At 42.7% G+C, this 26,359-nt stretch carries 15 protein-coding genes; 9 read left to right on the forward strand and 6 right to left on the reverse strand.

Annotated features, from left to right (window positions below; translation table 11 throughout):
* The first annotated feature begins 78 nt into the window (after positions 1 to 78).
* From GSQ19_RS21140 to GSQ19_RS21150, 3 genes are all read left to right on the forward strand, one after another.
* Complete coding sequence (locus GSQ19_RS21140) at positions 79 to 5,214, forward strand: nSTAND1 domain-containing NTPase (protein ID WP_011319817.1); 5,136 nt, start codon at positions 79 to 81, stop codon at positions 5,212 to 5,214.
* Positions 5,215 to 5,318: 104 nt separating this feature from the next.
* Complete coding sequence (locus tag GSQ19_RS21145) at positions 5,319 to 10,601, forward strand: nSTAND1 domain-containing NTPase (RefSeq protein WP_011319818.1); 5,283 nt, start codon at positions 5,319 to 5,321, stop codon at positions 10,599 to 10,601.
* Positions 10,602 to 10,616: 15 nt separating this feature from the next.
* Positions 10,617 to 11,387: a hypothetical protein gene (locus tag GSQ19_RS21150; protein WP_224312135.1), complete on the forward strand. Its 771-nt coding sequence runs from the start codon at positions 10,617 to 10,619 to the stop codon at positions 11,385 to 11,387.
* A gap of 201 nt (positions 11,388 to 11,588) precedes the next feature.
* Here the strand turns inward: GSQ19_RS21150 and rnc are convergent, their stop codons facing one another.
* The 3 genes from rnc to GSQ19_RS21165 form a co-directional block, all read right to left on the reverse strand.
* The gene (gene rnc / locus GSQ19_RS21155) at positions 11,589 to 12,275 is read right to left on the reverse strand and encodes a ribonuclease III (protein WP_011319820.1); all 687 of its coding nucleotides are present in this window, start codon (positions 12,273 to 12,275) and stop codon (positions 11,589 to 11,591) included.
* A 147-nt stretch (positions 12,276 to 12,422) separates the two neighbouring features.
* Positions 12,423 to 13,208, reverse strand: coding sequence for an NYN domain-containing protein (locus tag GSQ19_RS21160; RefSeq protein ID WP_011319821.1), 786 nt, complete (start codon positions 13,206 to 13,208; stop codon positions 12,423 to 12,425).
* 408 nt (positions 13,209 to 13,616) lie between these two features.
* The gene (locus GSQ19_RS21165) at positions 13,617 to 14,204 is read right to left on the reverse strand and encodes a Uma2 family endonuclease (RefSeq protein ID WP_011319822.1); all 588 of its coding nucleotides are present in this window, start codon (positions 14,202 to 14,204) and stop codon (positions 13,617 to 13,619) included.
* 107 nt (positions 14,205 to 14,311) lie between these two features.
* Between GSQ19_RS21165 and bchD the strand changes: the two genes are divergently transcribed.
* On the forward strand, positions 14,312 to 16,348 hold the full coding sequence (gene bchD / locus GSQ19_RS21170) for a magnesium chelatase ATPase subunit D (protein WP_011319823.1): 2,037 nt from the start codon (positions 14,312 to 14,314) through the stop codon (positions 16,346 to 16,348).
* 78 nt (positions 16,349 to 16,426) lie between these two features.
* Here the strand turns inward: bchD and GSQ19_RS21175 are convergent, their stop codons facing one another.
* Entirely contained in the window at positions 16,427 to 17,212 is a 786-nt protein-coding gene (locus GSQ19_RS21175; protein WP_011319824.1) for an RNA polymerase sigma factor SigF, read from the reverse strand.
* Between the two features lie 702 nt (positions 17,213 to 17,914).
* On the opposite strand from GSQ19_RS21175, the gene GSQ19_RS21180 reads away from it, so the two are divergent.
* On the forward strand, positions 17,915 to 18,052 hold the full coding sequence (locus tag GSQ19_RS21180; protein ID WP_153228396.1) for a hypothetical protein: 138 nt from the start codon (positions 17,915 to 17,917) through the stop codon (positions 18,050 to 18,052).
* Between the two features lie 429 nt (positions 18,053 to 18,481).
* Positions 18,482 to 20,803, forward strand: coding sequence for a cation:proton antiporter domain-containing protein (locus GSQ19_RS21185; protein WP_011319825.1), 2,322 nt, complete (start codon positions 18,482 to 18,484; stop codon positions 20,801 to 20,803).
* Positions 20,804 to 20,866: 63 nt separating this feature from the next.
* Here GSQ19_RS21185 and GSQ19_RS21190 read toward each other — a convergent pair whose 3' ends face one another.
* Positions 20,867 to 21,085, reverse strand: coding sequence for an Hfq-related RNA-binding protein (locus GSQ19_RS21190; protein WP_011319826.1), 219 nt, complete (start codon positions 21,083 to 21,085; stop codon positions 20,867 to 20,869).
* Positions 21,086 to 21,188: 103 nt separating this feature from the next.
* Here GSQ19_RS21190 and dapF point away from each other — a divergent pair, with 103 nt between their 5' ends.
* On the forward strand, positions 21,189 to 22,028 hold the full coding sequence (gene dapF, locus GSQ19_RS21195) for a diaminopimelate epimerase (RefSeq protein WP_041456242.1): 840 nt from the start codon (positions 21,189 to 21,191) through the stop codon (positions 22,026 to 22,028).
* Positions 22,029 to 22,257: 229 nt separating this feature from the next.
* Positions 22,258 to 22,722 carry a response regulator gene (locus GSQ19_RS21200; RefSeq protein ID WP_011319828.1) on the forward strand — a complete coding sequence of 155 codons (465 nt, stop codon included), beginning with the start codon at positions 22,258 to 22,260 and terminating at the stop codon, positions 22,720 to 22,722.
* A 63-nt stretch (positions 22,723 to 22,785) separates the two neighbouring features.
* On the opposite strand, the gene GSQ19_RS21205 is transcribed toward GSQ19_RS21200, so the two are convergent.
* Complete coding sequence (locus tag GSQ19_RS21205; RefSeq protein ID WP_011319829.1) at positions 22,786 to 24,423, reverse strand: alpha/beta hydrolase; 1,638 nt, start codon at positions 24,421 to 24,423, stop codon at positions 22,786 to 22,788.
* Between the two features lie 143 nt (positions 24,424 to 24,566).
* Here GSQ19_RS21205 and ggt point away from each other — a divergent pair, with 143 nt between their 5' ends.
* Positions 24,567 to 26,348 (forward strand): gamma-glutamyltransferase, encoded by a 1,782-nt coding sequence (ggt, locus tag GSQ19_RS21210; RefSeq protein WP_011319830.1) that lies wholly within the window; start codon positions 24,567 to 24,569, stop codon positions 26,346 to 26,348.
* Positions 26,349 to 26,359: the final 11 nt, after the last annotated feature.

The following is a 26,359-nucleotide window of genomic DNA, read 5'->3' on the forward strand; positions in this document are numbered from 1 at the left end:
GTCCAAGCAAAACAGTACAAATATATTAATATCGGATTCTTATATTTAGTTTTCCGTAGGAAATTTTGAATTAAAAAAATGTCTCCACTCGGTGTTGCTACCAGTCATTCAACTCATACCCTAGCAACAGGGAAAGCAAAACTTTGGCTGTTGCTAGTGGGAGTTAACCAATACCAAGATGAAAGACTACCAACATTGCGTTATTCGGCTGTTGACTGTCAAGGTTTAGCAGCAGCTTTAGCCGATGCAACTTACAGGTTTCCCGATAAATCAGAGTGGGTACATCATGATTTTGCTACCCAACTACCCACACTTGCCACTGTCAGGAATAGTTTAAACAAAGTTACTCACCAGGCTCAACCAGAAGACACGATTTTATTTTACTTTTCTGGTCACGGTATCCTAGAAACCGGTTCTCAGCAGGTGATTTTGTGTTTAGCAGATACTCAAACAGATGATTTATTGAATACAGGTTTAGGTTTACCAGAACTTTTGCAATGCTTGGAAAATAGCCAAGCACAGACGCAGCTAGTTTGGCTAGATGCTTGTCATAGTGGTAGCCTCACATTTAGGGGTGCGAGAAGTAACCACACACCAGCATCTTTGCCCAATCCTACACCCCAGATAGTGGAATTATTACGCCAACGGGCAAAACAAAGTAAAGGATTCTACGCTTTACTTTCCTGCGATACCAATCAACAGTCTTGGGAGTTTCCCGAATTAGGACATGGGGTATTTACTTATTATTTGATGCGGGGGTTGCGGGGTGAAGCAGCAGACATACAAGGTTTAATTGATGCTGATGGGCTTTATCGCTACGTTTATCACCAGACACGGCAATATATTGAACAAACCAACCAACAATTACGGCTAATTAATCAACAAAATCGCAGTCGAGGAAACACTCAGGTTTATTCAGAATATCCATTGCAAACACCAAAACGTATTGTTGAAGGTGTGGGGGAAGTGATTTTGGGAGTAAAACCTGCGTTAGTTGTGTCTCCCGATGCTCGCAAAGCCTTGATTGTGGAAGGGTTAGCAATTAATCAAACAACTCTGGCTTTTAGTCAACTGTTGGGGACTGTAGGAGGCTTTGGGATTGAGTATTGGCCTCTGGCTCATACCAATCAAGATTTACAGGCTACAATTAGCAATTGTTTACAAACTAGAGAACTGGAGACAGAAAACCAGCAAAATCATTTTGCCACAGTCCTATTATATTTGCGGGGTAAATTGGCGCAAAGTTCAACTGGTGAACCTGTGTTAGTACTGGGAGAAAATATTCAGTTGAGTCGTTCCTGGTTAAGACAACAATTGAGGCGATCGCTATACTCCCAACAAATTATCATCTTAGATTGTCCTTTAGACCAACATAGTCACATATCCTTACAAGATTGGGTAGAAGACTTACAACTGGGATTCGAGCAAGGACAATGTATTATAGCGGCTGCTTCATCACCAGACAATCCTCAACAATTCCTGCAAATTCTACACTCTAACTTACAGGCAAATCAAGAACAACCAAACCTATCAGCCGCCGCTTGGATTAACCAATTGCAACTATCCTCCCCATTACCCTTACACATTTGGTTATCAGGTACAAAGGGAGTAATTGAAATTATCCCTGCAAGTACAGCCGCTAAAGGTAAACAGCCAAACGCCATCGTTGATTTAGGTATTTGTCCTTACAGAGGATTACAAGCCTTCCAAGAAGAAGATATCCAATATTTTTACGGTAGAGAAACCCTCACCCAGCAACTTATCGCAGACTTGGAAACTAAGTCATTTATGGCTGTAGTGGGTGCATCGGGAAGTGGTAAATCTTCCGTCGTCCAAGCGGGATTAATTGCCCAACTCCGCCGGGGTCAGCAATTACCAGGGAGTCAACAATGGTGGATGAAAAGCCTCCGTCCTGGGGAAAATCCTCTAGTCAGCTTATCCCATTGCTTAGTAGATAGTGGTACCGCAAAAGAAAAAGCGTATCAACAAATGCAGATAGAAGGGATGTTATATCAAGGGGCGCAAGGATTTGCCCATTGGCTACATCATCGCAGTGAACCAATGGTAGTGTTGGTGTTAGACCAATTTGAAGAATTATTTACTCTGGCGGCTAGTGAAGATAGGCAAAGATTTATTGACACTGTTTTGGGTGCGTTGGAGTTATCACCAGACAAATTTAAATTAATTCTTACTCTCCGGGCAGATTTTATCGCCCCCTGTTTAGAAATACCTACCTTAGCAAAGCTTTTACAGCAGTCAAGTGTTTTGCTACCGCCTTGTTTAACTCAAGAAGAGTACCGCCGCATTATTATTCATCCCGCCGAAAAAGTAGGGTTAACAGTAGACCCGGAATTAGTCGAGGTGCTATTGCAAGAGTTACATAACTCCCCTGGAGATTTACCATTACTAGAATTTGTTCTCGAACAGTTGTGGGAATATCGAGACAAAGGCGTAATTACCTTACAAGCTTACCAGCAATACTTGGGCGGCATTAAAGGCGCATTGGAAAGGAAAGCCCAAGGAGTTTACGACACTTTAGACCCAGAAGCCCAAGAATGTACAAGGTGGATTTTTTTATCACTGACACAGTTAGGTGAAGGAACAGAAGATACCAGACGGCGGCTACTCAAGTCTGAGTTAATTGTCAAAAAATACTCTGTTGCTTTAGTAGAAAGAACATTGCAAGTTTTGACTGCTGCTAAGTTAGTGGTGGTGAATGGGGATTGGGAAGAGGCAGGAGGCAAGAGGCAGGGGGCAGGGGGCAGGGGGCAGGGGGAAAATATCTTGCTTACAACTCCTTCCGTGACCATAGAAGTAGCCCATGAGGTGATAATTCGTCACTGGTCAACTCTACGGTGGTGGTTGGAGGAAAATCGTAGTAGATTGCGATCGCATCGACAAATTGAACAATCGGCGGCTTTATGGCAGCAAAACAACCAACAGCCCGACTTTTTATTACAAGGTGTCCGGTTAGCAGAAGCCGAGGAAATTTATCTGAATTACACAGATGAATTATCTTGGGATGTCCAACATTTCATTGAAGCTTGTCTCCATGAAAGGCGACGCAAACAACACCAGGAACAAAGCCGACTTAGACAAGCACAAAGGGCTGTCAGTATTATCAGTACGTTGGGTTTAACAGCCTTTGGTTTAGCGGTTTTTGCTTATCAACAAACCCAAAACGCCCAAATCAAAGAAATTCAAGCTTTAAATTCTCTGTCGGAAAACTTTCTCCTCTCCCACAAACAATTAGAAGCACTCATAACTAGTGTGCAAGCCGGGAAGGAAGTACAAAACATTAGCTTAGGAATCCCCGCAGATACCCGCACGCAGACGGCAACCACTTTACAACAAGCAGTCTACAGCACTCAAGAACGTAACCGGTTACTGCATAATGCTTGGGTAACTAGTGTCAGTTATTCACCAGATGGTGAAGTTATTGCTTCTGGTAGTGTAGATAACACTATCCATCTTTGGCGTAGAGATGGTAAATTGCTGACCACTCTCACTGGTCATAATGATGGGGTAAATAGCGTCAGTTTTTCCCCCGATGGTGAAATTATCGCCTCTGGTAGTGCAGACAGTACCATCAAGCTTTGGCAACGCAACGGTAAACTCATCACCACACTCAAAGGACATGACCAAGGTGTCAAGAGTGTTAGTTTTTCCCCCAATGGTGAAATTATCGCCTCTGGTGGTAGTGACAATACCATCAATCTTTGGAGTCGCGCAGGTAAATTACTACTTAGTCTCAACGGCCATAGCCAAGGTGTCAATAGCGTCAAATTTTCCCCAGAAGGTGATACCATCGCCTCCGCCAGTGACGACGGAACAATTAGACTGTGGAGTTTAGACGGTCGCCCTTTAATCACCATCCCCTCCCACACAAAACAAGTATTGAGTATTAGTTTTAGCCCCGATGGGCAAACCATTGCTTCGGCTGGTGCAGACAATACCGTAAAACTCTGGAGTCGTAACGGTACTTTGCTGAAAACTCTAGAGGGACATAATGAAGCTGTTTGGCAAGTAATTTTCTCCCCCGATGGACAGTTAATTGCTACCGCCAGCGCTGATAAAACTATTACCCTTTGGTCGCGTGATGGCAATATCTTAGGAACTTTTGCTGGACATAACCATGAAGTCAATAGTCTCAGTTTTAGTCCCGATGGCAATACATTAGCCTCAGGTAGTGATGATAATACTGTCAGACTGTGGACTGTGAACAGAACACTACCCAAAACCTTTTATGGACATAAAGGCAGCGTCAGTTACGTCAAATTTAGCAATGATGGTCAGAAAATTACCTCACTCAGCACCGACAGCACCATGAAAATCTGGAGTCTGGATGGGAAATTACTGCAAACCTTATCGTCTCCTCTACCTGATGTCACCAGTGTCAGTTTCACCCCAGACAATAACATCGTTGCCTTAGCTAGTCCTGACCATACTATCCACCTTTACAATCGGGATGGCATTTTACTCCGTAGCTTACCAGGTCACAACCATTGGATAACGAGCTTAAGTTTCAGTCCTGACAATCAAATATTAGCTTCTGGTAGTGCTGATAAAACCATCAAACTTTGGAGTGTAAACGGTCGCTTGTTGAAAACTCTCTCAGGGCATAATGGTTGGGTGACAGATATTAAATTTAGCGCTGATGGAAAAAATATTGTCTCTGCTAGTGCTGACAAAACCATCAAAATTTGGAGCTTAGATGGTAAGCTAATCAGGACTTTACAAGGTCATAGTGCTAGTGTGTGGAGTGTCAACTTTTCACCCGATGGTCAAACTCTCGCTTCAACTAGTCAAGATGAAACTATCAAACTCTGGAATTTAGATGGCGAATTAATCTACACCCTCCGGGGTCATGGTGATGTAGTTTACAACTTAAGTTTTTCACCTGATAGTAAAACAATAGCCTCAGCTAGTGACGACGGCACAATTAAGCTATGGAATGTCACTCATGGCACATTACTAAAAACCTTCCAAGGACATCGCGGCGGTGTCAGGAGTGTAAGTTTTAGTCCCGACGGTAAAATTTTGGCATCCGGTGGACATGATACTACAATCAAAGTCTGGAACCTGGAGGGGATAGAACTACAAACCCTCAATCTAGATGAGTTGTTAAACCGTGCTTGCGATCGCCTGCATAATTATCTCACAACCAACCCTAATATAACTACAGAAGAGTATCAGCTTTGTTTTGGAGATTAGGAAGCAGAGGAGTAGGGAGCAGGGAGCAGGGGAAGCAGGGGAAGCAAAGAAGAATAACTATGGACTGTTGACTATTGACTATTGACCAATGACCAATTAAAAATATGCCTCGTGCTGTTGCTACTAGTAGTTTAAATCAAAGCAAAAAAGCGGTTGTCTCGAAATTGTGGTTGCTGCTGGTAGGAGTTAATCAATACCATGATAAGCAACTACCCTCTTTGCGTTATTCAGCAGTTGATTGTCAGGTATTAGCAGAAGCTTTAATTTGTGCAACTCAAGAGCAATTTTCACAACAAGAAGTTAATATTTTTCATGATTTCGCTGCGGAATTACCAATCTTATCGCATATTCGTCATAGCTTACAACAAATCACTGCATCGGCTCAACATACAGACACTATCTTATTCTATTTTTCCGGTCATGGAATGCTGCAAGCAAATACACAGCAAGCATATTTATGTTTGGCAGATACACAAAATGATGACTTAGAAAATACAGGTTTAAGCGTTCAAGAATTATTGCAATATCTAAGTAATAGTGGTGTCCAGAATCAATTAATTTGGCTTGATGCTTGCCATAGTGGCGGCATGACACTACGTAGCTTGAATTCTACACCCCATTTATTAGATATCTTACAACAAAGAGCAGCCAAAATTAAAGGCTTCTATGCTTTGCTTTCTTGCGATACAGACCAGCAATCATGGGAGTTTCCCGAACTGGGTCATGGGGTATTTACATATTATTTGATGCGGGGTTTGCGTGGTAATGCGGCTGATAATCAAGGGATAATTTCGGCTGATGGTTTATATCGTTATGTTTATTACCAAACACTACAATATATAGATAAAATAAATCAACAATTAAGGTTGATTAATCAACAGAAGCGAGGCAAAGGAGATACCGAACTTTATAGTGAATATCCTCTACAAACACCAAAGCGAATTGTCGAAGGAATTGGGGAAATAATTATTGGGAGAATGCAGGCGATCGCTGAATTAATTCCCCCAAGAAAAGCCTTAGTCATTGAGGGGATTATCGGTTCACAAACAGCATTAGATTTTAGTAAAGTCTTGGGTCAAGCCGGAACATTTGAGTTAGAATATCTAACTCATTCTGCAACAACAACTGCCCAAAATATCCGTGAAACTATTAAAGATTTTCTACGTTCTCAAAATCAACTAAAGCAATACACATCCGAAGCACCAGCTACCGTCCTGTTATATCTGCGTGGACGACTAGAAGAAACCCCTACAGGAGAAGCTGCATTAGTTTTATTCCATGATATTTGGTTAAGTCGTTCTTGGTTAAGGCAACAATTACGCCGTTCTTGTGTTACCCAACAAATCATTATCCTAGATTGTCCAGTCAGAACCCACAGTCTATCTCTGCAAGATTGGGTAGAAGACTTACAACTTAGCTCAGATACAGGACAATGTATCATTGCTGCGGCTTGTCCCCAAAATAACCCAGAAATCTTTGCCCAAGCACTCATCGCCACTTTAAAAACTGCTTCTGCACCCGTTGGTTTATCAGTAGCCGCCTGGATAAACCAATTACAAATCCATCTAGCAGCACAAACACCAATTAACCCTTCTATCCCACTGCATATATGGCTGTCGGGTACGCAAGGTGTAATGGAAATCATCCCATCAAGCAATAGCGCCTACAACAATCAAAAACCAACCATCTTAGATTTAAAAATTTGCCCCTATCGCGGTTTAAGAGCCTTTAGCGAAGAAGATGCTCAATATTTCTATGGTAGAGAATCTCTAACTCAACAGTTAATTTCCCAACTAGCTCACAAATCATTCTTAGCCGTCGTCGGTGCATCCGGTAGCGGTAAATCTTCCGTCGTTCAAGCAGGGTTAATTGCTCAACTCCGCCCCGGAAAACAATTACCCGGTAGTGATTCCTGGCTAATTAAAACCATCCGTCCTGGCGTAAGACCCTTAGAAGCCTTAGCACGGCGCTTGGGAGAAGTGAAAGCAGGGGGAGTAGAGGAGCAGCACTCGCCGGGAGAAAAAATTTACCTAGTCCCCCAGTCCCCCCTTCGGGGTTCGCCAGTCGCTTATGGGGGAAACCCCCAAGACCGCGCTGGCTCACCAGTCCCCAATCCCCAGTCCCCAATCCTCCACCTAGAAGCCATGCTCTACCAGGGTGTAGAAGGCTTTGTCTACTGGTTACGTAGCCGACCAGAACCGATGGTGGTGTTAGTGGTTGACCAATTTGAGGAATTATTTACCCTTGCACCCAGTGAAGACAGACAGCGATTTTTAGAACTGCTACTGGGGGCAGTGGAATATGCCTCTGATAAGTTTAAAGTAGTGATAACTGTGCGAGCAGATTTTATCAGCGCCTGCTTGGAAGTACCAGCACTAGCTCACTTATTGCAGCAATCCAATATATTAGTTCCCCCCAACTTGAGTGATGACGACTATCGCCGTGTCATCGTTGAACCAGCCGAACAAGTGGGTTTAAAAGTAGAAGCAGGGTTAGTAGAAGTTCTTTTACGGGAGTTAAACCACTCAGCTGGCGATTTACCACTATTAGAGTTTGTCTTAGAACAATTGTGGGAACATCGCCAAGCTGGTGAGTTAACTTTGTCAGCCTATCAACAGCAAATCGGTGGTATCAAAGGCGCGTTAGAACGCAAAGCCCAGGAAGTTTACGAAAGCTTAGACTCACAAGCCCAAGAATGCGCTCGGTGGATTTTTCTCTCACTCACACAGTTAGGCGAAGGAACAGAAGACACCAGACGCAGGGTGTTGAAATCTGAGTTGGTAGTCAAGAAATATGCTGATGACTTAATTGAACGCACCCTCTTAGCGTTAACATCTGCGAAGTTGGTAGTAGTGAATTTAGAAGAAGAAAGCAAGGTAGAAGCAGGACAAAGTAGAACTTCCTCATCTCTCTCTACTCCTTATTACCCTTTATCTCTAGAGGGAACCCCACCTTCCCCAATCACAATAGAAGTCGCCCACGAAATCCTTATCCGCCACTGGTCAACCTTGCGCTGGTGGTTGGAGGAAAATCGTAGTAGACTGCGATCGCAGCGTCAAATTGAACAAGCTGCGGCATTGTGGAAACATCATCACGCCCAACCAGATTTTTTATTACAGGGTATCCGCCTAGCGGAAGCCGAAGAAATTTACATCAAATACACCGATGAATTATCTCAAGATGTCCAGAATTTCATCGCCGCTTGTTTAGCCGCCAGACAACAACAACAATTAGAACAAAAAAAGCGACTCCGCCAAGCCCAAAGGGCTGTAGCTATCATCAGTATTTTAGGTATCGCCGCTACTAGTTTTGGTGGTTTCGCGTATGTGCAGAAACGCGCCGCCCAGTTGCGGGAAATAGCCGCTTTAAATGCTTCATCGGAGGCGCTGCTATTATCGAATCAACAGTTAGAAGCTATTATTGCTAGTGTGAAAGCAGGAAAAGAACTAAAACAAGTTTTTGCACCAGAAAAAGATGTACAAATAGCCACAGTTGCCACTTTTCAACAAGCCATTGCCAACACTCAAGAAATTAACCGCTTGCAAAGTCACGCTCAACAAGTCAACGCCGTGAGTTTTAGTCCAGACGGCAAAGTTTTAGCATCTGCTAGTGACGACAGGACGGTAAAACTCTGGGATATACATGGTCAATTAATCACGACTATCGCAGCATCCCAAAAAAGAGTAACAGCGATCGCTGTTAGCCGAAATGGTAAATATTTTGCTATTGCTAACGCCGATTATACCATTAAACTTTATGCCTTTGACACTTCATGTCTAACCTTAAAAAGTCTACAAAAATGTATACAATTAATCAAAACTTTCCCTGGACACACAAATATTGTTACCGATGTAGTCTTCAGTCCAGATAGTAAAACTATCGCTTCTAGTAGCTTAGATAAAACTATAAAAATATGGCGCTTTGATGGCAGCATCATTAATACATGGAACGCTCATAATAGCTGGGTAAACTCTATTGATTTTCGCCCCGATGGTAAAATAATAGTTTCCGGTGGCGAAGATAATTTAGTCCAACTCTGGCAAGTAACAAACGGTCAGTTAATAAAAACTCTGGCAGGACATAAGGAACGTATTACCAGTGTTAAATTTAGTCCTGATAGTAAAATTCTTGCTTCAGCCAGTGGCGACAAAACTATCAAATTCTGGCATACAGAAGGTAAATTTTTAAAAACGATAGCAGCACACAATCAACAAGTTAACAGCATTAACTTTAGTTCTGATAGTAAAATTCTAGTTTCGGCTGGTGCTGATAGCACTATAAAAGTTTGGAAAATAGACGGTACGCTAATTAAAACAATTCCCGGACGTGGCGAACAAATCAGAGATGTAACATTTAGTCCTGATAATAAATTCATCGCCTCAGCCAGTAACGATAAAACTGTGAGAATCTGGCAATTGAATTATCAGGAATCAAAAACATCTAATGTTAATAGTATCAGCTTTAATCCTGATGGTACAACATTCGCCTCGGCGGGTTGGGATGGCAATATAACGATTTGGCAGAGAGAAAAATTAGCTCGTTCATCATTGTCTAAAATTCAAACAAATCAAAATATTATTACAACCATTAGTTATAGCCATGATGGTAAAACTATAGCCACAGCTAGCGCTGATAACACTATTAAACTTTGGAATAGTAAAACTCAGCAGTTAATTAAAACATTAACTGGTCATAAAGATAGAGTTACAAGCCTGAGTTTCCATCCCGATAATCAAACAATTGCCTCTGGAAGTGCCGACAAAACTATTAAAATATGGCAGATAAATAATGGTCAATTATTACGCACCCTCACAGGACATAATGACGAAGTGATAAGCATCGATTATAGTCCTGATGGTCAATTCCTCGCATCAGGTAGCGCTGATAATACAGTCAAAATTTGGCAGACAGACGGCACATTAATTAAAAATTTAACAGGTCACGGTTTAGCGATCGCCTCTGTAAAATTTAGCCCCGATAGCCAAACCCTCGCCTCTGCCAGTTGGGATAATACCATCAAACTGTGGCAAGTAACAGACGGAAAACTCATCAATAACCTAAGCGCACACACAGACGGCGTAACTAGCCTCAGCTTTAGTCCCGACGGTGAAATTTTAGCCTCCGGTAGTGCAGACAACACCATCAAACTGTGGAATCTTCCCCACGCCACATTACTCAAAACCCTCTTAGGACATCCAGGTAAAATCAACACCCTTGCTTTCAGTCCCGACGGTAAAACGTTGCTCAGTGGTGGTGAAGATGCTGGGGTAATGGTGTGGAATCTAGATTTAGATGACTTAATGCAGCAAGGATGCGATCGCATCACCGATTATCTCCAGCATAATAGCAATGTGAGTGCAGGCGATCGCCCCATATGTCAGAATTAATTTGGAATGATGTCAGTGCCAAACATTACACGCGAAATATTAGCCGATGACCCCTTTCCGCGGTTTGATGAATGGCTAGACCAAGTAGAACAAGTGCTGGAACAAAATACCGCTTTGCTAATGTTAGACGAGTTTGAGGCATTAGACAGCGCTATAAATAGGGGGCGCTTTGATGAAGAAGATGTTTTAGGAATGCTGCGCCACTTAATCCAACATCGTCCCCGCTTCAAGATGTTATTAGCTGGCTCTCATACTATTGAAGAATATCAGCGTTGGGCTAGTTATTTAATTAACGTCCAAGTAGTGCATATCTCTTATTTAAAGGAAGAAGAAGCACGACAATTAATTGAACATCCCGTCAAATATTTTACTCTCCGCTATGAACCAGAGGCAGTTGAGCGAGTTTTGCAACTTACCCGTTGTCACCCATTCTTAATACAGCTACTCTGCGGAGAAATTATCGTCTTGAAAAATGAACAAGACCCCTCTATCCGGCGCTTAACAAGTTTAGAAGATGTGGAAGCAGCCATACCAGAGGCTTTACAGAGTGGTGGCTTTTTCTTTGCTGATATTCAAAACAACCAAGTAGATGCAAATGGACGGGAGGTTTTACGTTTAATTGCAGCTCAGGGGGAAGGGGAAATTGTTAGCAAGTTCACTTTATCAGAACAATTTCCCGATGTTTGGGAAAGAACGATCGCCCTATTATTACAACAAGAGTTAATTGAAGAAGTTGCAGATAGTTATCGCTTCCAGGTGGAGTTAATTCGACGGTGTTTTGTTTAGTAAAAATTAGTAGATATCTTTGAGTATAAGCTGCCCTGATAGCAATTCTCTATGAAGTTGCACCCAATAAATGATGTAGAGACGTTTCATGCAACGTCTCTACAGTCCAGAATAAAACACATCTTCATTAAGAAACGGTATTACTGTAAATATCAACGAATCATGCAAGTGACCATATAATTTAAAAGCATAATACCCTATTTATGGCAATAATTCTTGTTTATTCAAATTAGCTAAAGCATTTTCGGCGGCTGCTTTCTCAGCCTCTTTTTTATTTTTACCTATACCTTCCCCATACTCTTTTTCTCCTACCAAAACTTTAGCTTGAAACTCTGGGGCATGAGAAGGGCCACTTATTTGTTTTGTTAAGTATTTGGGAGGAGTTGGGCCGATGTTTCGTTGTACCCATTCCTGAAACCGATTTTTTGAATCTACATTAGAACGCACCACTACAATTTGTTCGGGTACAGATTCAAATAAAGGTTCTATAATTACGCGTACGGCTTCAATATTGGAATTATTATCTAAATAATAAGCACCAATCACCGCTTCAAAAGTGCTGCTAAGTAAATTAGGATTTTGATAACCGCCATCTCGAATAGCACCTTTCCCCAGGCGCATCCGAAAATCTAAGCCTACCTCAATGGCAAATTTTGCTAGTTGTTTTTCATCTACCAAAGCCGAACGCCGTCGCGTTAATTCATCTTCTCCCCTGTCAGGGTGACTCCGATAGAGATACTCACCACTTAAGAAATTTAATATCGCATCACCAAGAAATTCTAAGCGTTCATTATGTTCACCTTCTTCTGGATTTTCATTTACATAAGAACGATGGGTAAGGGCGCGGCGTAAAAGTTTTTCATCACGAAATATTAGAATTTTGTGCATTTTTGTTTTTTGACTGTTGGAATAATTAACTAGTAGGAAAATTGGGAAATAGAAAAAGTCTAGTATGTTTAAACATAAAAAAACCGCAATAGTGGCGGTTTTAGATAAACTCAGTTAAGCAAATGAACTAGGTTTTTATAATTGAATTTAAGCAGGTATTCTGTCTAACTCAATTAAAAACAATTTTTCATTGCGCTTTTGTACTTTACCATCTTTGACAGTAGTATCAACGAATTGACTAAAGTTTTTAAATTTCTTGCCATCATTTTTGCAGATAGATGAAAATCCCTGATATTGATGACAACGCTGACGCATTAATTTGTCAATAGATGAAAAGGTTGTGGCTGTACCTTGAACTGATGCAAGCCTGATTGCCTCAATTAGATGCTTTATAGCTTCATTATAAGCAATTGGAGATTTGACCGGAGTGTTTTGATGTTGAGTCTCTTGCTGAATTTTCTGGCTTAACTCCTCTATAAAGTAAAACTCATCAGCAAGCTCTTTCAGTTTTTGTTTTACGTTACCTGCTTCAGCAATCACAATGACTTGTTTGCCAAGTTTTTGTAAAGGATTAATCAATGTTGTAAAGTCTCCATCACCTGAGACAATAATGAATATATCTGGAGATAGATTGTTATTAACTTGTAGGCAATCCACTATCAATTGATTATCAGCACTATTCTTTAAAAGACAAGGAACATCAATCCAGTTAAAACTCAGGTTGGCTAGATTGCGCTTTGCATCAGCCTGGTTTTTAAATTTAGAATTGTAATAGACATTTTTGTGAATTAGTCGTCCTTTTGATGTAGCAAATTCCAGCAATAACTTAGCTGTATCTGGTGTTAATGGAACATTCTGATAATCACACGCAAGCGCAACTATATTTTTGCTCTTGGTTTTTTGTTTGTTTGAGATGGAAAGAATATCTGACATTTGGAGTTATCCAGTATTGTTTGGTTTACTGGACAGCATTACAATCACACATCTAGTAAAAGCATGGCTTTGTGTAAGGAAGTATACTCAAAAAGCGTTTCCTTACCAGCCACAATCTTTTTCTTACTTCTTTTTGATTCATGTCTCAGCCGTAGAATTCCTAGCTTGCTGCGGAGCTTTGTATCATCTTCTCCCCTAAATATTGTTCCCGATTAGCTCATCATCTTGTTGGAAATGGAGTTAATTAAATTAATACTTAAGGGAAAGGATGTCACAAAACTGGGAAGGAAACTAGGAATTCTGCTGCTGAGACAACATCAAAAACCAGTAACTTCAGGCAGTTATAATTGCTGTCTAAAACCACAATTACACAGTACCAAAAGCTTGTCAACACAATTTATACAAACTTTAAAGATTTAGTTTTATAGGCAATATTCTACTTACATCCAGAGATAAATGGGGGAAACATGGTAGGGATATTACCTGATTAGGTAAGACAATTCTCTTATTAAGATAACCGTATTTTCCCTGGCTGTCTTGATAATGTTGACTGTAAGATTCCAAATAATTATCAAATAAATTGAATATCCAATAATCCACAATACCTGCTTTAGCATAGAGAGGTATTTTGATATCTTGGTCATAACTCAAGGAAGAATCAGCAACTTCTATCACTAGCAACACATCACTAGGACTAGGGTGAGCAGATAGATAATTGTCGTCTCGGTTTTTCACAATGGCAAAATCCGGTTCTGGTTCGCTGTTAGGCGGTAAAGTAATTGGGGCTTGGGATTGTAAAGTAGCCCTATCACCGACTAATTTAGGTAATTCTCGTAATAATTTGCGTAAGCAAGTCTCATGGGCTTTACCCTTGGATACCATTTGTATAAGCTCTCCGTTAATTAACTCAATGTGGTCATCTTCGTGGAAAAAGCCCAATTCCGTGAGTTTTTGGTACTCATCGAGGGTGAAGCGTTTAGCTTGAGCGATACTCATAGATTTTTCTCTCCAGGGTAATACAAAGCCTTTATCCTCATAACCCTTATTCTAAATGTGCCAGAAATTGATATGCTAAAAGCCGAGACTAGCTATTTTGCAAACCAATGCCTGCGCCTACTATTAATCCCACAATTACTGCTTTTCCCTTGACAGCCGTAGTCGGTCAAGAAGCCATCAAATTAGCGTTGCTGTTAGCAGCAGTCGATCCTGGTTTGGGGGGAGTAGCGATCGCAGGTCGTCGTGGTACGGCAAAATCTGTAATGGCTCGTGCTATCCACGCCCTACTCCCACCCATTGAAGTTGTTAAAGGCTCATTGAGCAATTGCGATCCCAACCACCCAGAAGAATGGGATGATTATCTATTGGCGGAGTACGCTGACAAAAATCTTCAAGATGTCCCCACGGAAATTATTCCCTCGCCTTTTGTGCAGATTCCCCTTGGCGTGACAGAAGACCGCCTCCTGGGTTCTGTGGATGTGGAACAGTCGGTGAAGCAAGGAGACACCATATTTCAGCCAGGGTTACTCGCCACAGCTAACCGGGGTGTGCTGTATGTGGATGAAATCAATTTATTAGATGACCAAATATCAAATCAGCTATTAACAGTCCTCTCGGAAGGTCGTAACCAAATTGAGCGTGAGGGGATTAGTTTTCAGCATCCTTGCAAATCTCTGTTTATCGCCACCTACAACCCAGAAGAAGGCGCATTACGGGAACATTTACTAGATAGAATTGCGATCGCTCTTTCGGCTGACGGTGTTCTCGGTCTAGATCAAAGAGTAACAGCTGTTGAGCAGGCGATCGCCTATTCCAAATCCCCCCAAGATTTCCTCCAGCAATACAACGAAGATTTAGACTCACTCAAAACCCAAATCATCTTGGCGCGGGAATGGTTGAAGGAAGTCACAATCACTCAAGAACAAATAGCCTACTTAGTAGACGAAGCCATTCGCGGCGTTGTCCAAGGTCATCGTGCCGAGTTATTTGCCGTACGGGTTGCCAAAGCGGCGGCGGCTTTAGAAGGGCGGACAACCGTCAACGCTGAAGATTTGCGGCGGGCTGTGGAGTTGGTAATTGTACCACGGGCAACAGTTATCCAGACACCACCACCAGACCAGCCACCGCCACCACCCCCGCCACCACCACCACAAAGCCAGGACGAGTCAGAGGAAGAACAAGAAGAAGAACAGGAAAACAACGAAGATAAACCAGAGGAACAAGAACAGCCAGAACCCCCTGATATTCCCGAAGAATTTATCTTCGACCCAGAAGGGGTAATTTTAGATAACAGTGTTCTGTATTTTGCTCAGATGGCACAACGCCAAGGTAAATCTGGTAGTCGGAGTATCATCTTTTCCGACGACCGGGGGCGCTATATTAAGCCTATGTTGCCTAAGGGGAAAGTGCGACGTATTGCAGTAGATGCCACTCTCAGGGCAGCTGCACCCTATCAAAAAGCACGACGAGAAAGACAGCCTGATAAAAAAGTTATTGTTGAGCAAGGTGACATTCGCTCAAAACGCTTGGTACGCAAAGCTGGGGCGTTGGTTGTTTTTGTGGTAGATGCTTCTGGCTCAATGGCCTTAAATCGGATGCAGTCAGCTAAAGGCGCAGTGATGCAACTACTCACCGAAGCTTATCAAAACCGTGACCAAGTAGCTTTGATTCCCTTCCGGGGAGAACAAGCAGAGGTATTACTACCACCAACTCGTTCTATTGCCTTAGCACGGAACCGACTGGAAAGATTACCCTGTGGTGGTGGTTCGCCCCTAGCTCATGGTTTAACCCAAGCTGTACGCGTCGGTGTCAATGCCCAAATGGGTGGAGATGTTGGACAAGTTGTCATTGTAGCTATCACCGACGGCCGGGGTAATATTCCCCTATCACGTTCTTTGGGTGAACCACAAGAATCAGGAGAAAAACCAGATATCAAAGCGGAACTATTAGACATCGCCGCGAGAATCCGGGCTTTGGGGATGCAGTTACTCGTTATCGATACCGAAAGTAAATTTGTCTCTACCGGCTTTGCTAAGGAATTAGCGAAAACCTCAGGAGGTAAATATTATCATCTACCTAAAGCCACCGATAAAGCCATTGCTGCTATGACTAAAGGAGCGATCGCTGATTTAAAATCTCGGTAGATAGTCACTGGTCAATGGTGGTCATTAGTCATTGGTAAATACACTATGGACTATGGACTATGGACTTTTGACTATTGACTATGAACCAGTAGGCATTACTTGTGGTTGTAAATAACAAATTAAATCTTGAATACCTTTTTGCAAATATCGCGTTACTGTCATAGGACTAGTACCGATGTTTTTAGCAGCATCTTTGCGAGAAAGCTCTTTCAAGAAGACCATTTCCACTGCTTGGCGGGGCTTTTCTTCTAGCATACTAATTGCCCCTTGGAGTTGTTGCCGTTCTTCATCTTGTTGTTGTTGGGCAATTGTTCGGGGACAGGGTAGGGCTTCACCTAAGGTGATTTGGCAATCTACATAGTGTACTGCCGTAGCATCTAAACTTAAAGGCATCCGATTTTGGGCAGCCAACTTAGTTTCTTGCCATTCTTGCACAGATACCTTGAGGTGCTTGGCAATTTCAGCATCCTTTGGTGGACGACCTAGAGATATTGATAATTCTTTACGGATTTTTTGTCCTTCGTTATATAATTCTTGCCAACGACGAGGAATTTTTAATAGCGTACTGCGATCGCGGAGAAAATGCAGCATTTCACCTCTGATATATGGCACAGCAAAGGAACTAAAAGCATATCCTTGGCTAGGATCAAAGCGTTCTATAGCTCTAATTAAACCAAAATAACCAATTTGTTCCAAATCTTCATAAGGTTCATTACATTGATGGCTAAATTTATGAGCCATTTTTCTTACTAAGCCAGTGTGTAATTGAACCAGTTTGTTACGAAGTTTAATAGAAGGATTATGGTGGTATGAGCGCAATAACTCCATACCGTCAGTTTGCATAGAGGACTCACTTGCTGCCATATAAAAATTCCCTTGTGGTAACTCCTTTTTTCACCAAATTGGAGTTGCGTAATATGTTCTTCAAAGCTGTCATTATTTTCCTTAGTAGAGCCTGAATAAACCATCGTCGTTTCACTGAACTTACTGGGGCGCTGACTCTGCCGTTCAGTGTTTGTACGCATGATTTATAAGTTATCTCTGTTATAAGTATTTTTATTTATTCAATGAAAAATATTCTCTGTATAATGTTTATTTCATACAACAAACTCAGTTATTTCTGCTGGGAAATACATACACAAGGGACTTCCAAATAGAAAAATATTCAAAATGTAGAGTGCGCTACTTGCGATAGAACCTAACTATAGGGCTCATACTTGATTTTTGAAATATACGTAGGGGAGCCACTGCGTTGGTGAGGCAGTTCCTTCTGGGGGTTTCCCCCAGAAGGAACTGCCGAAAGGGTTTCCCGGCTTAGAGCAAGTGGCGTTGGGCATTGCCCACCGGCTTATGGTTTTGATGGGCAATGCCCACCCTACAGATACTGAGAATTTTATGCACAAGTGCAGGCTACGCGAACAGAAATCAAATCGGATTCCTATATACTCAAGAATTATTCATACTGACGCACCCTACTAACCGTCAATTTGGAATAAATTAACGTGAGTTAGACTGGTAGGAAGGGGCAAAAAGCTTGCTGTGTAAGAATTTTCTCAAGTGGCATTCATGGCAGCGAGACCTGCGGCACGCCTGACGGCGATCGCACAGAATTCAATTGGAGAATTCTGGCGACTGACGCATGTATTCTGCTTTGTTGATATTTACCCAAAAGATTTACCTGCACTACCTCCTGCCATTTTTTAGTTCCATCAAACTCCTAAGAAAACAGCAAGTTTTCTTTTGCTCTTCCTGTAGGTGCGCCTCCGTTGGAGACTCGCGTTAATATTATGTAAATGAAATAATTTGGATAAGAGTTCGTAAATTTCTAGGGCTAAAACTTATAGAACTTACGCATGAATGTTTAAAACCCTAAACCCCTACACCCATTTTCACCAGAAAATCTGCTTGCGTCAGTCCTAATACCGTTTCTTCATGAAGATGTGCTTTATTTTGGACTGTAGAGACGTTGTATGCAAAGTCTCTACATCATTTATTGGGTGCAACTTCATAGAGAATGGGTATAACTTAAAAAAAATACATAAATTTTGTTGTTTTGGTACAGTTCCCTTCCCCCAGATAGTTAAAAATTTGTATTCTAAAGTTAATAGGTCTTAATGGTTCTTAGAAAAACTGGTGCAAGAAGATTTTAGATTAATTGTTGATTTAGTGTCAGTTCTCGCCGTTGCTGCCTGTGGTGGATTGTTTGCGGCGTTGCTCAAACAACCTGTGCTGCTGGGCTATCTCATCGGCGGGATGGTGGTGGGGCCGGCTGGGCTGGGGCTGATTAAAGAAGTTATTCAAGTAGAGACTCTGGCACAGTTTGGCGTTGCTTTCTTGTTGTTTGCCTTGGGTGTAGAATTTTCCTTTGCTGAATTGAAAAAAGTAAAGGCGATCGCCCTTGGTGGTGGTGGGCTGCAAATTGCCCTGACAATCTTAACTACAGTGCTGGTTTGTGGGTTAACGGGAGCCTGGGGAGCCTTACCTGCTAAGGGCGTGTTTCTAGGGTCGATTCTCTCCCTATCATCTACAGCCGTTGTCCTCAAATGCTTGATGGAGCGTAACGAAACGGAAACGCCCCACGGTCAAGTGATGCTGGGGATTTTGGTTGTTCAGGACTTGGCGCTGGGATTAATGCTGGCGGTGTTACCTGCTTTGCATGAACCAGGGGAAGTCATTGGTATGGCCGTCCTCACAGCTTTGGTCAGGATTGGTTTATTTGCGGCTGGGGCGGTGGCGGCTGGGATTTGGGTCATACCGCCTTTATTGCGACTGTTAGCCCGCACAGAAAGCCGAGAACTATTTTTATTAGGTGTGGTGGCGCTGTGTTTGGGTATTGCCCTACTGACAGAATCTTTAGGCCTGTCAATTGAAATGGGGGCTTTCGTCGCTGGGTTAATGATATCTGAGGTGGAGTATGCTGACCAAACCCTGACCTATGTAGAACCTCTACGAGATATATTTGCTAGTTTATTCTTTGCAGCGATTGGGATGCTCATTGACCCAGTGTTTTTGTTGCAAAATATAGAACTAATTCTGGGGTTGGTAGCTTTAGTTTTCCTCGGCAAGTTCTTAATTATCACTCCCTTAGTCAAACTATTCCGCTACCCATTAAAAACAGCCTTAATTGCTGGCTTGGGATTGGCGCAGATTGGGGAGTTCTCCTTTGTGTTAGCCAGTGAAGGACAGGCGCTGGGTTTGGTGTCCCGGCGGATATATTTACTGATTCTGGGAACTACAGCCGTTACACTTATGCTCACTCCATTTGTGTTACGTTTACTACCATCTTTATTTAACTTTGCCGAATCTATACCCTGGCTCAAACCCTACATCTCTGGAGAAGGTCAAGCATTAGATATTTCAGAAGACCTACCATTTCAAGATCATATAGTGGTGTGCGGTTATGGGCGAGTAGGTAAGAATTTGGTGAAGTTGTTGCAGCAACACAATGTGCCTGTAGTCGTTATCGACCAATCAGAAAGCCGGATTCAACAGCTACGAGATGGGGAAATACCTTATGTATACGGTAATTGCGTCAGCCTCCATGTTCTAGAAACAGCAGGAGTTAGTCATGCCAAAGGTATGGCGATCGCTCTACCTGACCCCATGAGTACCCGTTTGTGTGTGAAACGCGCCCTGGAACTCTGTCCTGAATTAGATTTGGTGGTTCGCGCTACCCAGGACAAAAACATTGAGTTGCTGTATCAATTGGGGGCGCGGGAAGTGGTGCAACCAGAGTTTGAAGCCAGTATCGAAATGGCGACTCACTTATTAACCGATGTAGGCTGGACATCAGGTTTATTACAACAAGAAATGCAGCAAATCCGTAGCGATCATTACTTAGATTTTCGCCCAGAACGGAACGCTGATGAAGTTTCCCGCCACTTACAGCAAGCTACTCAAGATTTAAATCGCCGTTGGTATGACCTACCAGTCGATTCTCCCCTAATTGGGATGAATTTAGAAGAAGCGGATATGCGCTACTTAACAGGTGTAAGCTTAATGGCAATCCGCCGCGCCAACGGTGAAGAAATCGATTATCCCAACAATCAAACCAAATTAGCAGCAGGCGATCGCTTATTGATTGTCGGCGCTAATGAAGAACTAGCAGCATTAGAGGAATTTGCCCAAGGTAAGGTAGCTGTTCCCGGACAAAACAGCGCCTGTCAGTGGGTCGCCGTCGATGGTAACTCTGCCGTTTTGGGTAAAACCCTCAAGGATTTGCCACTGGATTTACAAAGCGGTATCAAAGTACAAGCGATGCGACGAGACGGTAAATTTATTCGCTCTCCCCATGACAACATTGATCTGCGGACTGGCGACCAAGTTCTACTATGCGGTAGCCTCTCAAGTCTGAATCAAATACAGCCTCTATTTGCCGTAGTTAGCGAAATACCTCTAGCGATTCCCCTAGTAAAAGCCAAGGAAACGGAAGTAGTGAAAGAAATGCGGGGATGAAGAGGTACGAGGAAAAACTTAGAGAAAGATTTCTCTTGTTTCCTAATCCCCAGTCCCCAATCCCTAGCCTTTGGGTTGTAAATAGGCGATCGCTTGTTTCCAAATAGTCGTTTGGCGGCTGTTTTCGTCGGCGATACACACACAGGCAGGATCTTGCCATAAAACTCTACCTATAATTGCATCTCCTGTCACCAGTTTGATTTCTACTGGTGCTGCTTGTTTAATCAGGTTTTGTAGTTGACGAATACTCGGTAGTGAAGTGTCAAATTCAGTTATAGCCATTTTTGATAATGATGGAATAATTGAGGGATTAGGTAATGGGTGATGAGTAATGGGTAATTACCAATCCTCAATACCTAATCATTGATAATTCATCATGGGAAAAATGGCAATCGAATTTACTAAGTATCACGGTCTAGGCAACGATTTTATTCTCATCGATAATCGCGCTTCTAAAACGCCGGCAATCACTCCAGAGAAAGCGGTGGAGATGTGCGATCGCCACTTTGGTATCGGTGCTGATGGTGTAATTTTTGCCTTACCTGGAGAAAACGGTACTGATTACACCATGCGGATTTTTAATTCCGATGGTTCAGAACCGGAAATGTGTGGTAATGGTATTCGCTGTCTCGCTGCATTTCTGGCTGATTTGGAAGGGCTTTCTCGTAATAAGGATACCTATCGTATTCATACTTTAGCTGGTGTGATTACCCCCCAACTCACCCCTGATGGACAAATCAAGGTGGATATGGGTTTACCTCGGTTACTAGCTGGGGAAATTCCGACAAATATTGCTGCTGCTGATCAGAAAGTAATTAACCAACCCCTAGAAGTAGAAGGGAAAACTTGGGAAGTTACTTGTGTCAGCATGGGGAATCCCCACTGTATTACTTTCGTGGAAGACGTGGCAGCGATTCCTTTAGAAACCATCGGCCCTAAATTTGAACATCACCCAGCTTTTCCTCAACGGACAAACACCGAATTTATTCAAGTTGTCAGCCGTGATTACTTGAAGATGCGTGTCTGGGAACGCGGTGCAGGAATTACTTTAGCTTGTGGTACAGGTGCTTGTGCTTCCTTGGTAGCGGCGGTATTGACTGGAAGAAGCGATCGCCTCGCTACTGTAGAATTGCCTGGTGGCCCTTTGGAAATTGAATGGTCAGAAGTAGACCAAAGAATTTATATGACCGGCCCAGCTGATAGGGTATTCACAGGTAAACTGTGAGCAAAAATCCTGGGTGCTGAGTTGAAAGACCACTCATAAATGTTTTACACCCCTACACCCGGTCTCAACAGAAAATCTGGGTGCGTCAGTCCTAACTCATAACTAAATCAACAAACCTCAGGTTGTGGTAGTTTGATTTACAGATGTATACCAAAGAGCTAGTCACCACTAGCTCTTTGGTATAACTTCCTCCGTAATTGGTTTGGGCAACTAGGGAGGCTATATTAGCATGGCAAATAACTCGGAAGAACTGCATCCACAAAACGTTACAAATTACTTTCAGTCTTTAGATGGGTTGCACATTTTAGCAGTAGATGATAATGCTGACAGTCTATTTTTAACTACCTGCGTTTTAGAAAGCTATGGTGTTCAAGTAACAACAGCTACATCAGCATTGGAAGCACTAGAAACAACCAAACAATTAAAGTTTGATATTTTGATTTTTGACATTGCCATGCCCAATATGGATGGATATACATTAGTACAAGAAATTAGAAACAATGCCCTATTAGAGAACAGGAACATTCCGGCGATCGCTCTCACGGCTTTAGGCTCAGAAGACGCTTTGAACATGGCTTTCATGTCTGGATTCCAAGGCTATGTTAATAAACCTTTAGACCCTAATATTCTCGTAGCAGAAATTCTCAAGCTCATAGGAAGTTCCGTATTAGAAAATGGGACGAATAGTCATTAGCCAGAGACGTGATTAATCGCGTCTGTACAGTTGTTAGAGATGCGATTAATCCCGTCTGTACTGCTATTGTTTACCTATAGGAATAGCTTGTGGAGGGATTTCTGTAACTATGCGAAAAGGAAATGACTCGGTTGAAGCTAACTGAGCGTAATCTGGGGTGAGGAAGACCGCATATTTTTCGGCTTCTGGCGTGAGTTGTGCCACCATTGCTAGAGCGATCGCCTTGACAAATTGGCGAACATCGGTAGCTTGCTCTCCGACTATTTCACCACCAGTCAGGGGTGTGTTGGGTTTGTCCACCTGATCTAATGTGGTGCTGGGGTCTTTCACACTCAAATGTGTACCACCAATGATACCCACCAACCATTTCGGCGATGGAATTTTGCTAAATCCCAAAATTTGTTCGGTTAAAGCAGGGGTGGTTTTATCTGCGGAAGCCGCGACAATTAAAGTCGGGATTTGCACCTTTGTTAAACCAGTTTCGCCAAACATTAATGAAGTTGTGGGAGTTAAAGCTATTGCTTGTTTAATTCTGTTATCCCGCAGTTGATAAGTTTTTTCTGGCAATTCTTGAGCAACACATTGGATAGTTTCTCCCAGGCTTAAAATAGTTAATTTATTCTGACAGCGTTCTCTGATTCCTGCTATTTGTAACTCGGCTCCAGCCAAGGATAAAGCTGTACCACCGCCAAAAGAATAGCCAATCACCATCGTGTTATTAGTTGCCAATTTCCCTTGTAAGGGATTACCTGTTGTTTGGTTGAGTTTTTCTAATACATCCAAAACAAAACTGACATCTTGAGGACGATTTAAAAACTCTTGGGGTTCTAAAAGTCGCACTTTACCTTTGGTTGCTAAATCTGTATTGGCCTGATTACTTCCCGGATGTTCTAAAGCGACAAATATATAACCGTGGGAGGCTAGATGTTCGGCTAGATAGTGTAAATCTGTGCGGACTGATCCCATCCCGTGGGAGTAGATAATTACGGGTTTTTCCTGAGTTGCAGAAGTTGACCAGTATATATCCGCCGGAATTTGGCGGTTGCGTTTTTGATCATTCAAGTTCAATTTCAGTACTTGCACTTGAGCGTTTCCTGGTTGGCTGGGGTCAAAAGGTATGGAAATCTGAGGTTTGGCGGGATCAAGTTGAGGACTAATCGCCAGCATAAATTGTTGTGTACGCCAGAAAGCATTGTTTAAACTCCCCGCGACTTGGAAGGCTTGGGGTAGGTTAATTTCTAGGCTGCGACTGGGGTAAGCAGTAATAAAACTGAGAATTGAAAGACCCTGTGGTGCTGTAGAACCCAATACCAAACTAGCTCTTAAGGCTTTTGCACCAGATTGATCTTTGCGAACCACAGCCCTGGATAAGTCATTGAGAATAGTTGTCCCAATTTGAGTATTTAGTAACCTGCTGATGGTAACAACATTCAACGGTACTCTCATCCTCAGCGCTCCGATGAGGGTACGGCGTTGTTGTTCTGATAATCGTCTTGTGAATAGGTTTAAACTGCTGGGAAATTCGCCAGTCTCCGCCGCTTTTTGTAAGTCAGCCACAGGTATAGATTCGGCAAATAACCCAAATCGCACTACGACTGTTTCAGCTGCTTGTACAGGAGTATTTGTAGCCAAAAACTGTGTGAGGCTAAATGTGCAGACAAGACCAGCAAAAAGTTTTATACTTTTCCCAGTGATTCCCATAAGAATATTTCCTAAAATAGTACTTACGGGAATATAGCGAATATCGGTGTATTTAGCTACTAAAATCTCCAAAAAATTGAAAGCAACTGGCGAGCATAGTAAAACTTAAGTCGCACAAAATAATCTCCGTTAAAGGTATAAAAATGCCTATTCTTGCTAAGTCCAAGCTGGTTGTATTTACAGTCTTTTCTCTGGGGGTTCTTTGCTACAACCAAATAGCCTCAGCCACTATTACCTTACCTCTACGCAGTAAAAAAGGTATGGTAGTATCTGCCCATCCTTTGGCAAGTGAGACTGGTGTGGCAATGTTACGCAAAGGTGGTAATGCAGTCGATGCAGCAGTAGCCACAACCTTTGCCATTTCTGTTGTTGAGCCTTTTTCTGCCGGAATTGGTGGCGGGGGATTTTTGCTGATGCGTTCCCAGAAAACAGGAGAAATCAAAGCGTTAGATTTTCGGGAACGCGCACCCCTCAAAGCCACGAGAAAGATGTATTTGGATGATGCAGGGAAGGTACGCCCAAATGCAAGTATCAACGGTTATTTGGCGGTAGCTACACCAGGAACGATCGCCGGGATGTATGAAGTGCATCGTCGTTATGGTAAATTACCCTGGTATGAGGTGGTAAAACCTGCGATCGCTCTAGCTAAGGATGGTTTCGTTCTTGCTCAAAAACCAACTTGGCGATCAATCCAAGTTTATGGAACCCGCAAACAAGCAATTCTCAGCAACCAAGCAGCACGGGAAATTTTTACTCGCAACGGCGAATTTTATCAGCCTGGAGAAAGGTTGGTACAGCGCGATTTGGCACGTACTTTAGCAGAGATCGCCCAAAATCCTCAAAGCTTTTACACTGGTGATATTGCCCGTGCGATCGCGGCTGATATGGCGAAAAATGGCGGTTTAGTTACCTTAGCAGACCTGAAGGCCTACAAACCCATCTGGCGTAATCCTGTCTGTGGCAATTTCCGTCAAGCTAAAATCTGCTCAATGCCACCACCTTCATCGGGGGGTGTGTTGCTATTGCAGATGTTAAATATTATTGGTGACACAGATTTAAAATCTTGGGGTTGGCATCATCCCAAGGCTCTGCATTTATTCACAGAAGCAATGAAAATTGCCTACAGCGATCGCTCACAATATTTAGGCGACCCCGATTTTGTCAAAATTCCTCTACAAGCGCTGCTTAGTCCTGCCTACGGCAAAAAGCGCCGTGCAGAAATTGATTTACACAGAGCCATACCCTCAACCCAAGTCAAACCCATCGCCCCACAAATTTTACAACGGTTCGGAAAAGCCGAGATTCCCCAAAGAATATATGCAAATCGCTATGAATCTCCCGAAACCAGCCATATAAGTGTCGTCGATAAAGAACGTAATGCAGTCAGCCTCACTTTTACAGTTAATTATGGTTTTGGTTCTGGAGTGGTGGCATCGGGGACTGGTATTTTGCTCAACGATGAAATGGACGATTTTGCTGCTGCGCCAGGAGTTCCCAATGTATTCGGGTTAGTAGGAAGCGAAGCCAATGCGATCGCACCCCGCAAAACTCCCTTATCGAGTATGACACCGACTATCATCACCGAGAACGAACGCCTCCGCATGGTAGTAGGTGCGCCTGGTGGTAGCACCATCATCACTCAAGTTTTGCAAATTATTCTCAATGTTTTAGAATACGATATGGATGTTGGTGCAGCCGTATCTGTCCCACGCATACATCACCAGTGGCTACCCGATGAGTTACGAGTAGAAACTTGGGGATTAGATGCGCTTACCCTACAAGACTTACGCCGACGCGGACATAACATCAAAGAAACTAATCCTTGGGGCAATATTAATGCGATCGTTGTCACCAAAGAAGGCGACTTAGAAGGCGCAGCCGACCCACGCGGTGAAGGTTCTCCTATAGCAAATGACCGTTTGTAGGGTTTGGCAAC

It is taken from the genome of Trichormus variabilis 0441 (assembly GCF_009856605.1).
In the GTDB taxonomy this organism is placed as follows: Bacteria; Cyanobacteriota; Cyanobacteriia; order Cyanobacteriales; family Nostocaceae; genus Trichormus; species Trichormus variabilis.

Coding starts and splice junctions, on each gene's coding strand:
- GSQ19_RS21140 (WP_011319817.1), top strand. CDS start 79: ATGTCTCCACTCGGTGTTGCTACCAGTCATTCAACTCATACCCTAGCA.
- GSQ19_RS21145 (WP_011319818.1), top strand. CDS start 5,319: ATGCCTCGTGCTGTTGCTACTAGTAGTTTAAATCAAAGCAAAAAAGCG.
- rnc (WP_011319820.1), bottom strand. CDS start 12,275: ATGCACAAAATTCTAATATTTCGTGATGAAAAACTTTTACGCCGCGCC.
- GSQ19_RS21160 (WP_011319821.1), bottom strand. CDS start 13,208: ATGTCAGATATTCTTTCCATCTCAAACAAACAAAAAACCAAGAGCAAA.
- GSQ19_RS21165 (WP_011319822.1), bottom strand. CDS start 14,204: ATGAGTATCGCTCAAGCTAAACGCTTCACCCTCGATGAGTACCAAAAA.
- bchD (WP_011319823.1), top strand. CDS start 14,312: ATGCCTGCGCCTACTATTAATCCCACAATTACTGCTTTTCCCTTGACA.
- GSQ19_RS21175 (WP_011319824.1), bottom strand. CDS start 17,212: ATGGCAGCAAGTGAGTCCTCTATGCAAACTGACGGTATGGAGTTATTG.
- GSQ19_RS21180 (WP_153228396.1), top strand. CDS start 17,915: ATGGCAGCGAGACCTGCGGCACGCCTGACGGCGATCGCACAGAATTCA.
- GSQ19_RS21190 (WP_011319826.1), bottom strand. CDS start 21,085: ATGGCTATAACTGAATTTGACACTTCACTACCGAGTATTCGTCAACTA.
- dapF (WP_041456242.1), top strand. CDS start 21,189: ATGGCAATCGAATTTACTAAGTATCACGGTCTAGGCAACGATTTTATT.
- GSQ19_RS21200 (WP_011319828.1), top strand. CDS start 22,258: ATGGCAAATAACTCGGAAGAACTGCATCCACAAAACGTTACAAATTAC.
- GSQ19_RS21205 (WP_011319829.1), bottom strand. CDS start 24,423: ATGGGAATCACTGGGAAAAGTATAAAACTTTTTGCTGGTCTTGTCTGC.
- ggt (WP_011319830.1), top strand. CDS start 24,567: ATGCCTATTCTTGCTAAGTCCAAGCTGGTTGTATTTACAGTCTTTTCT.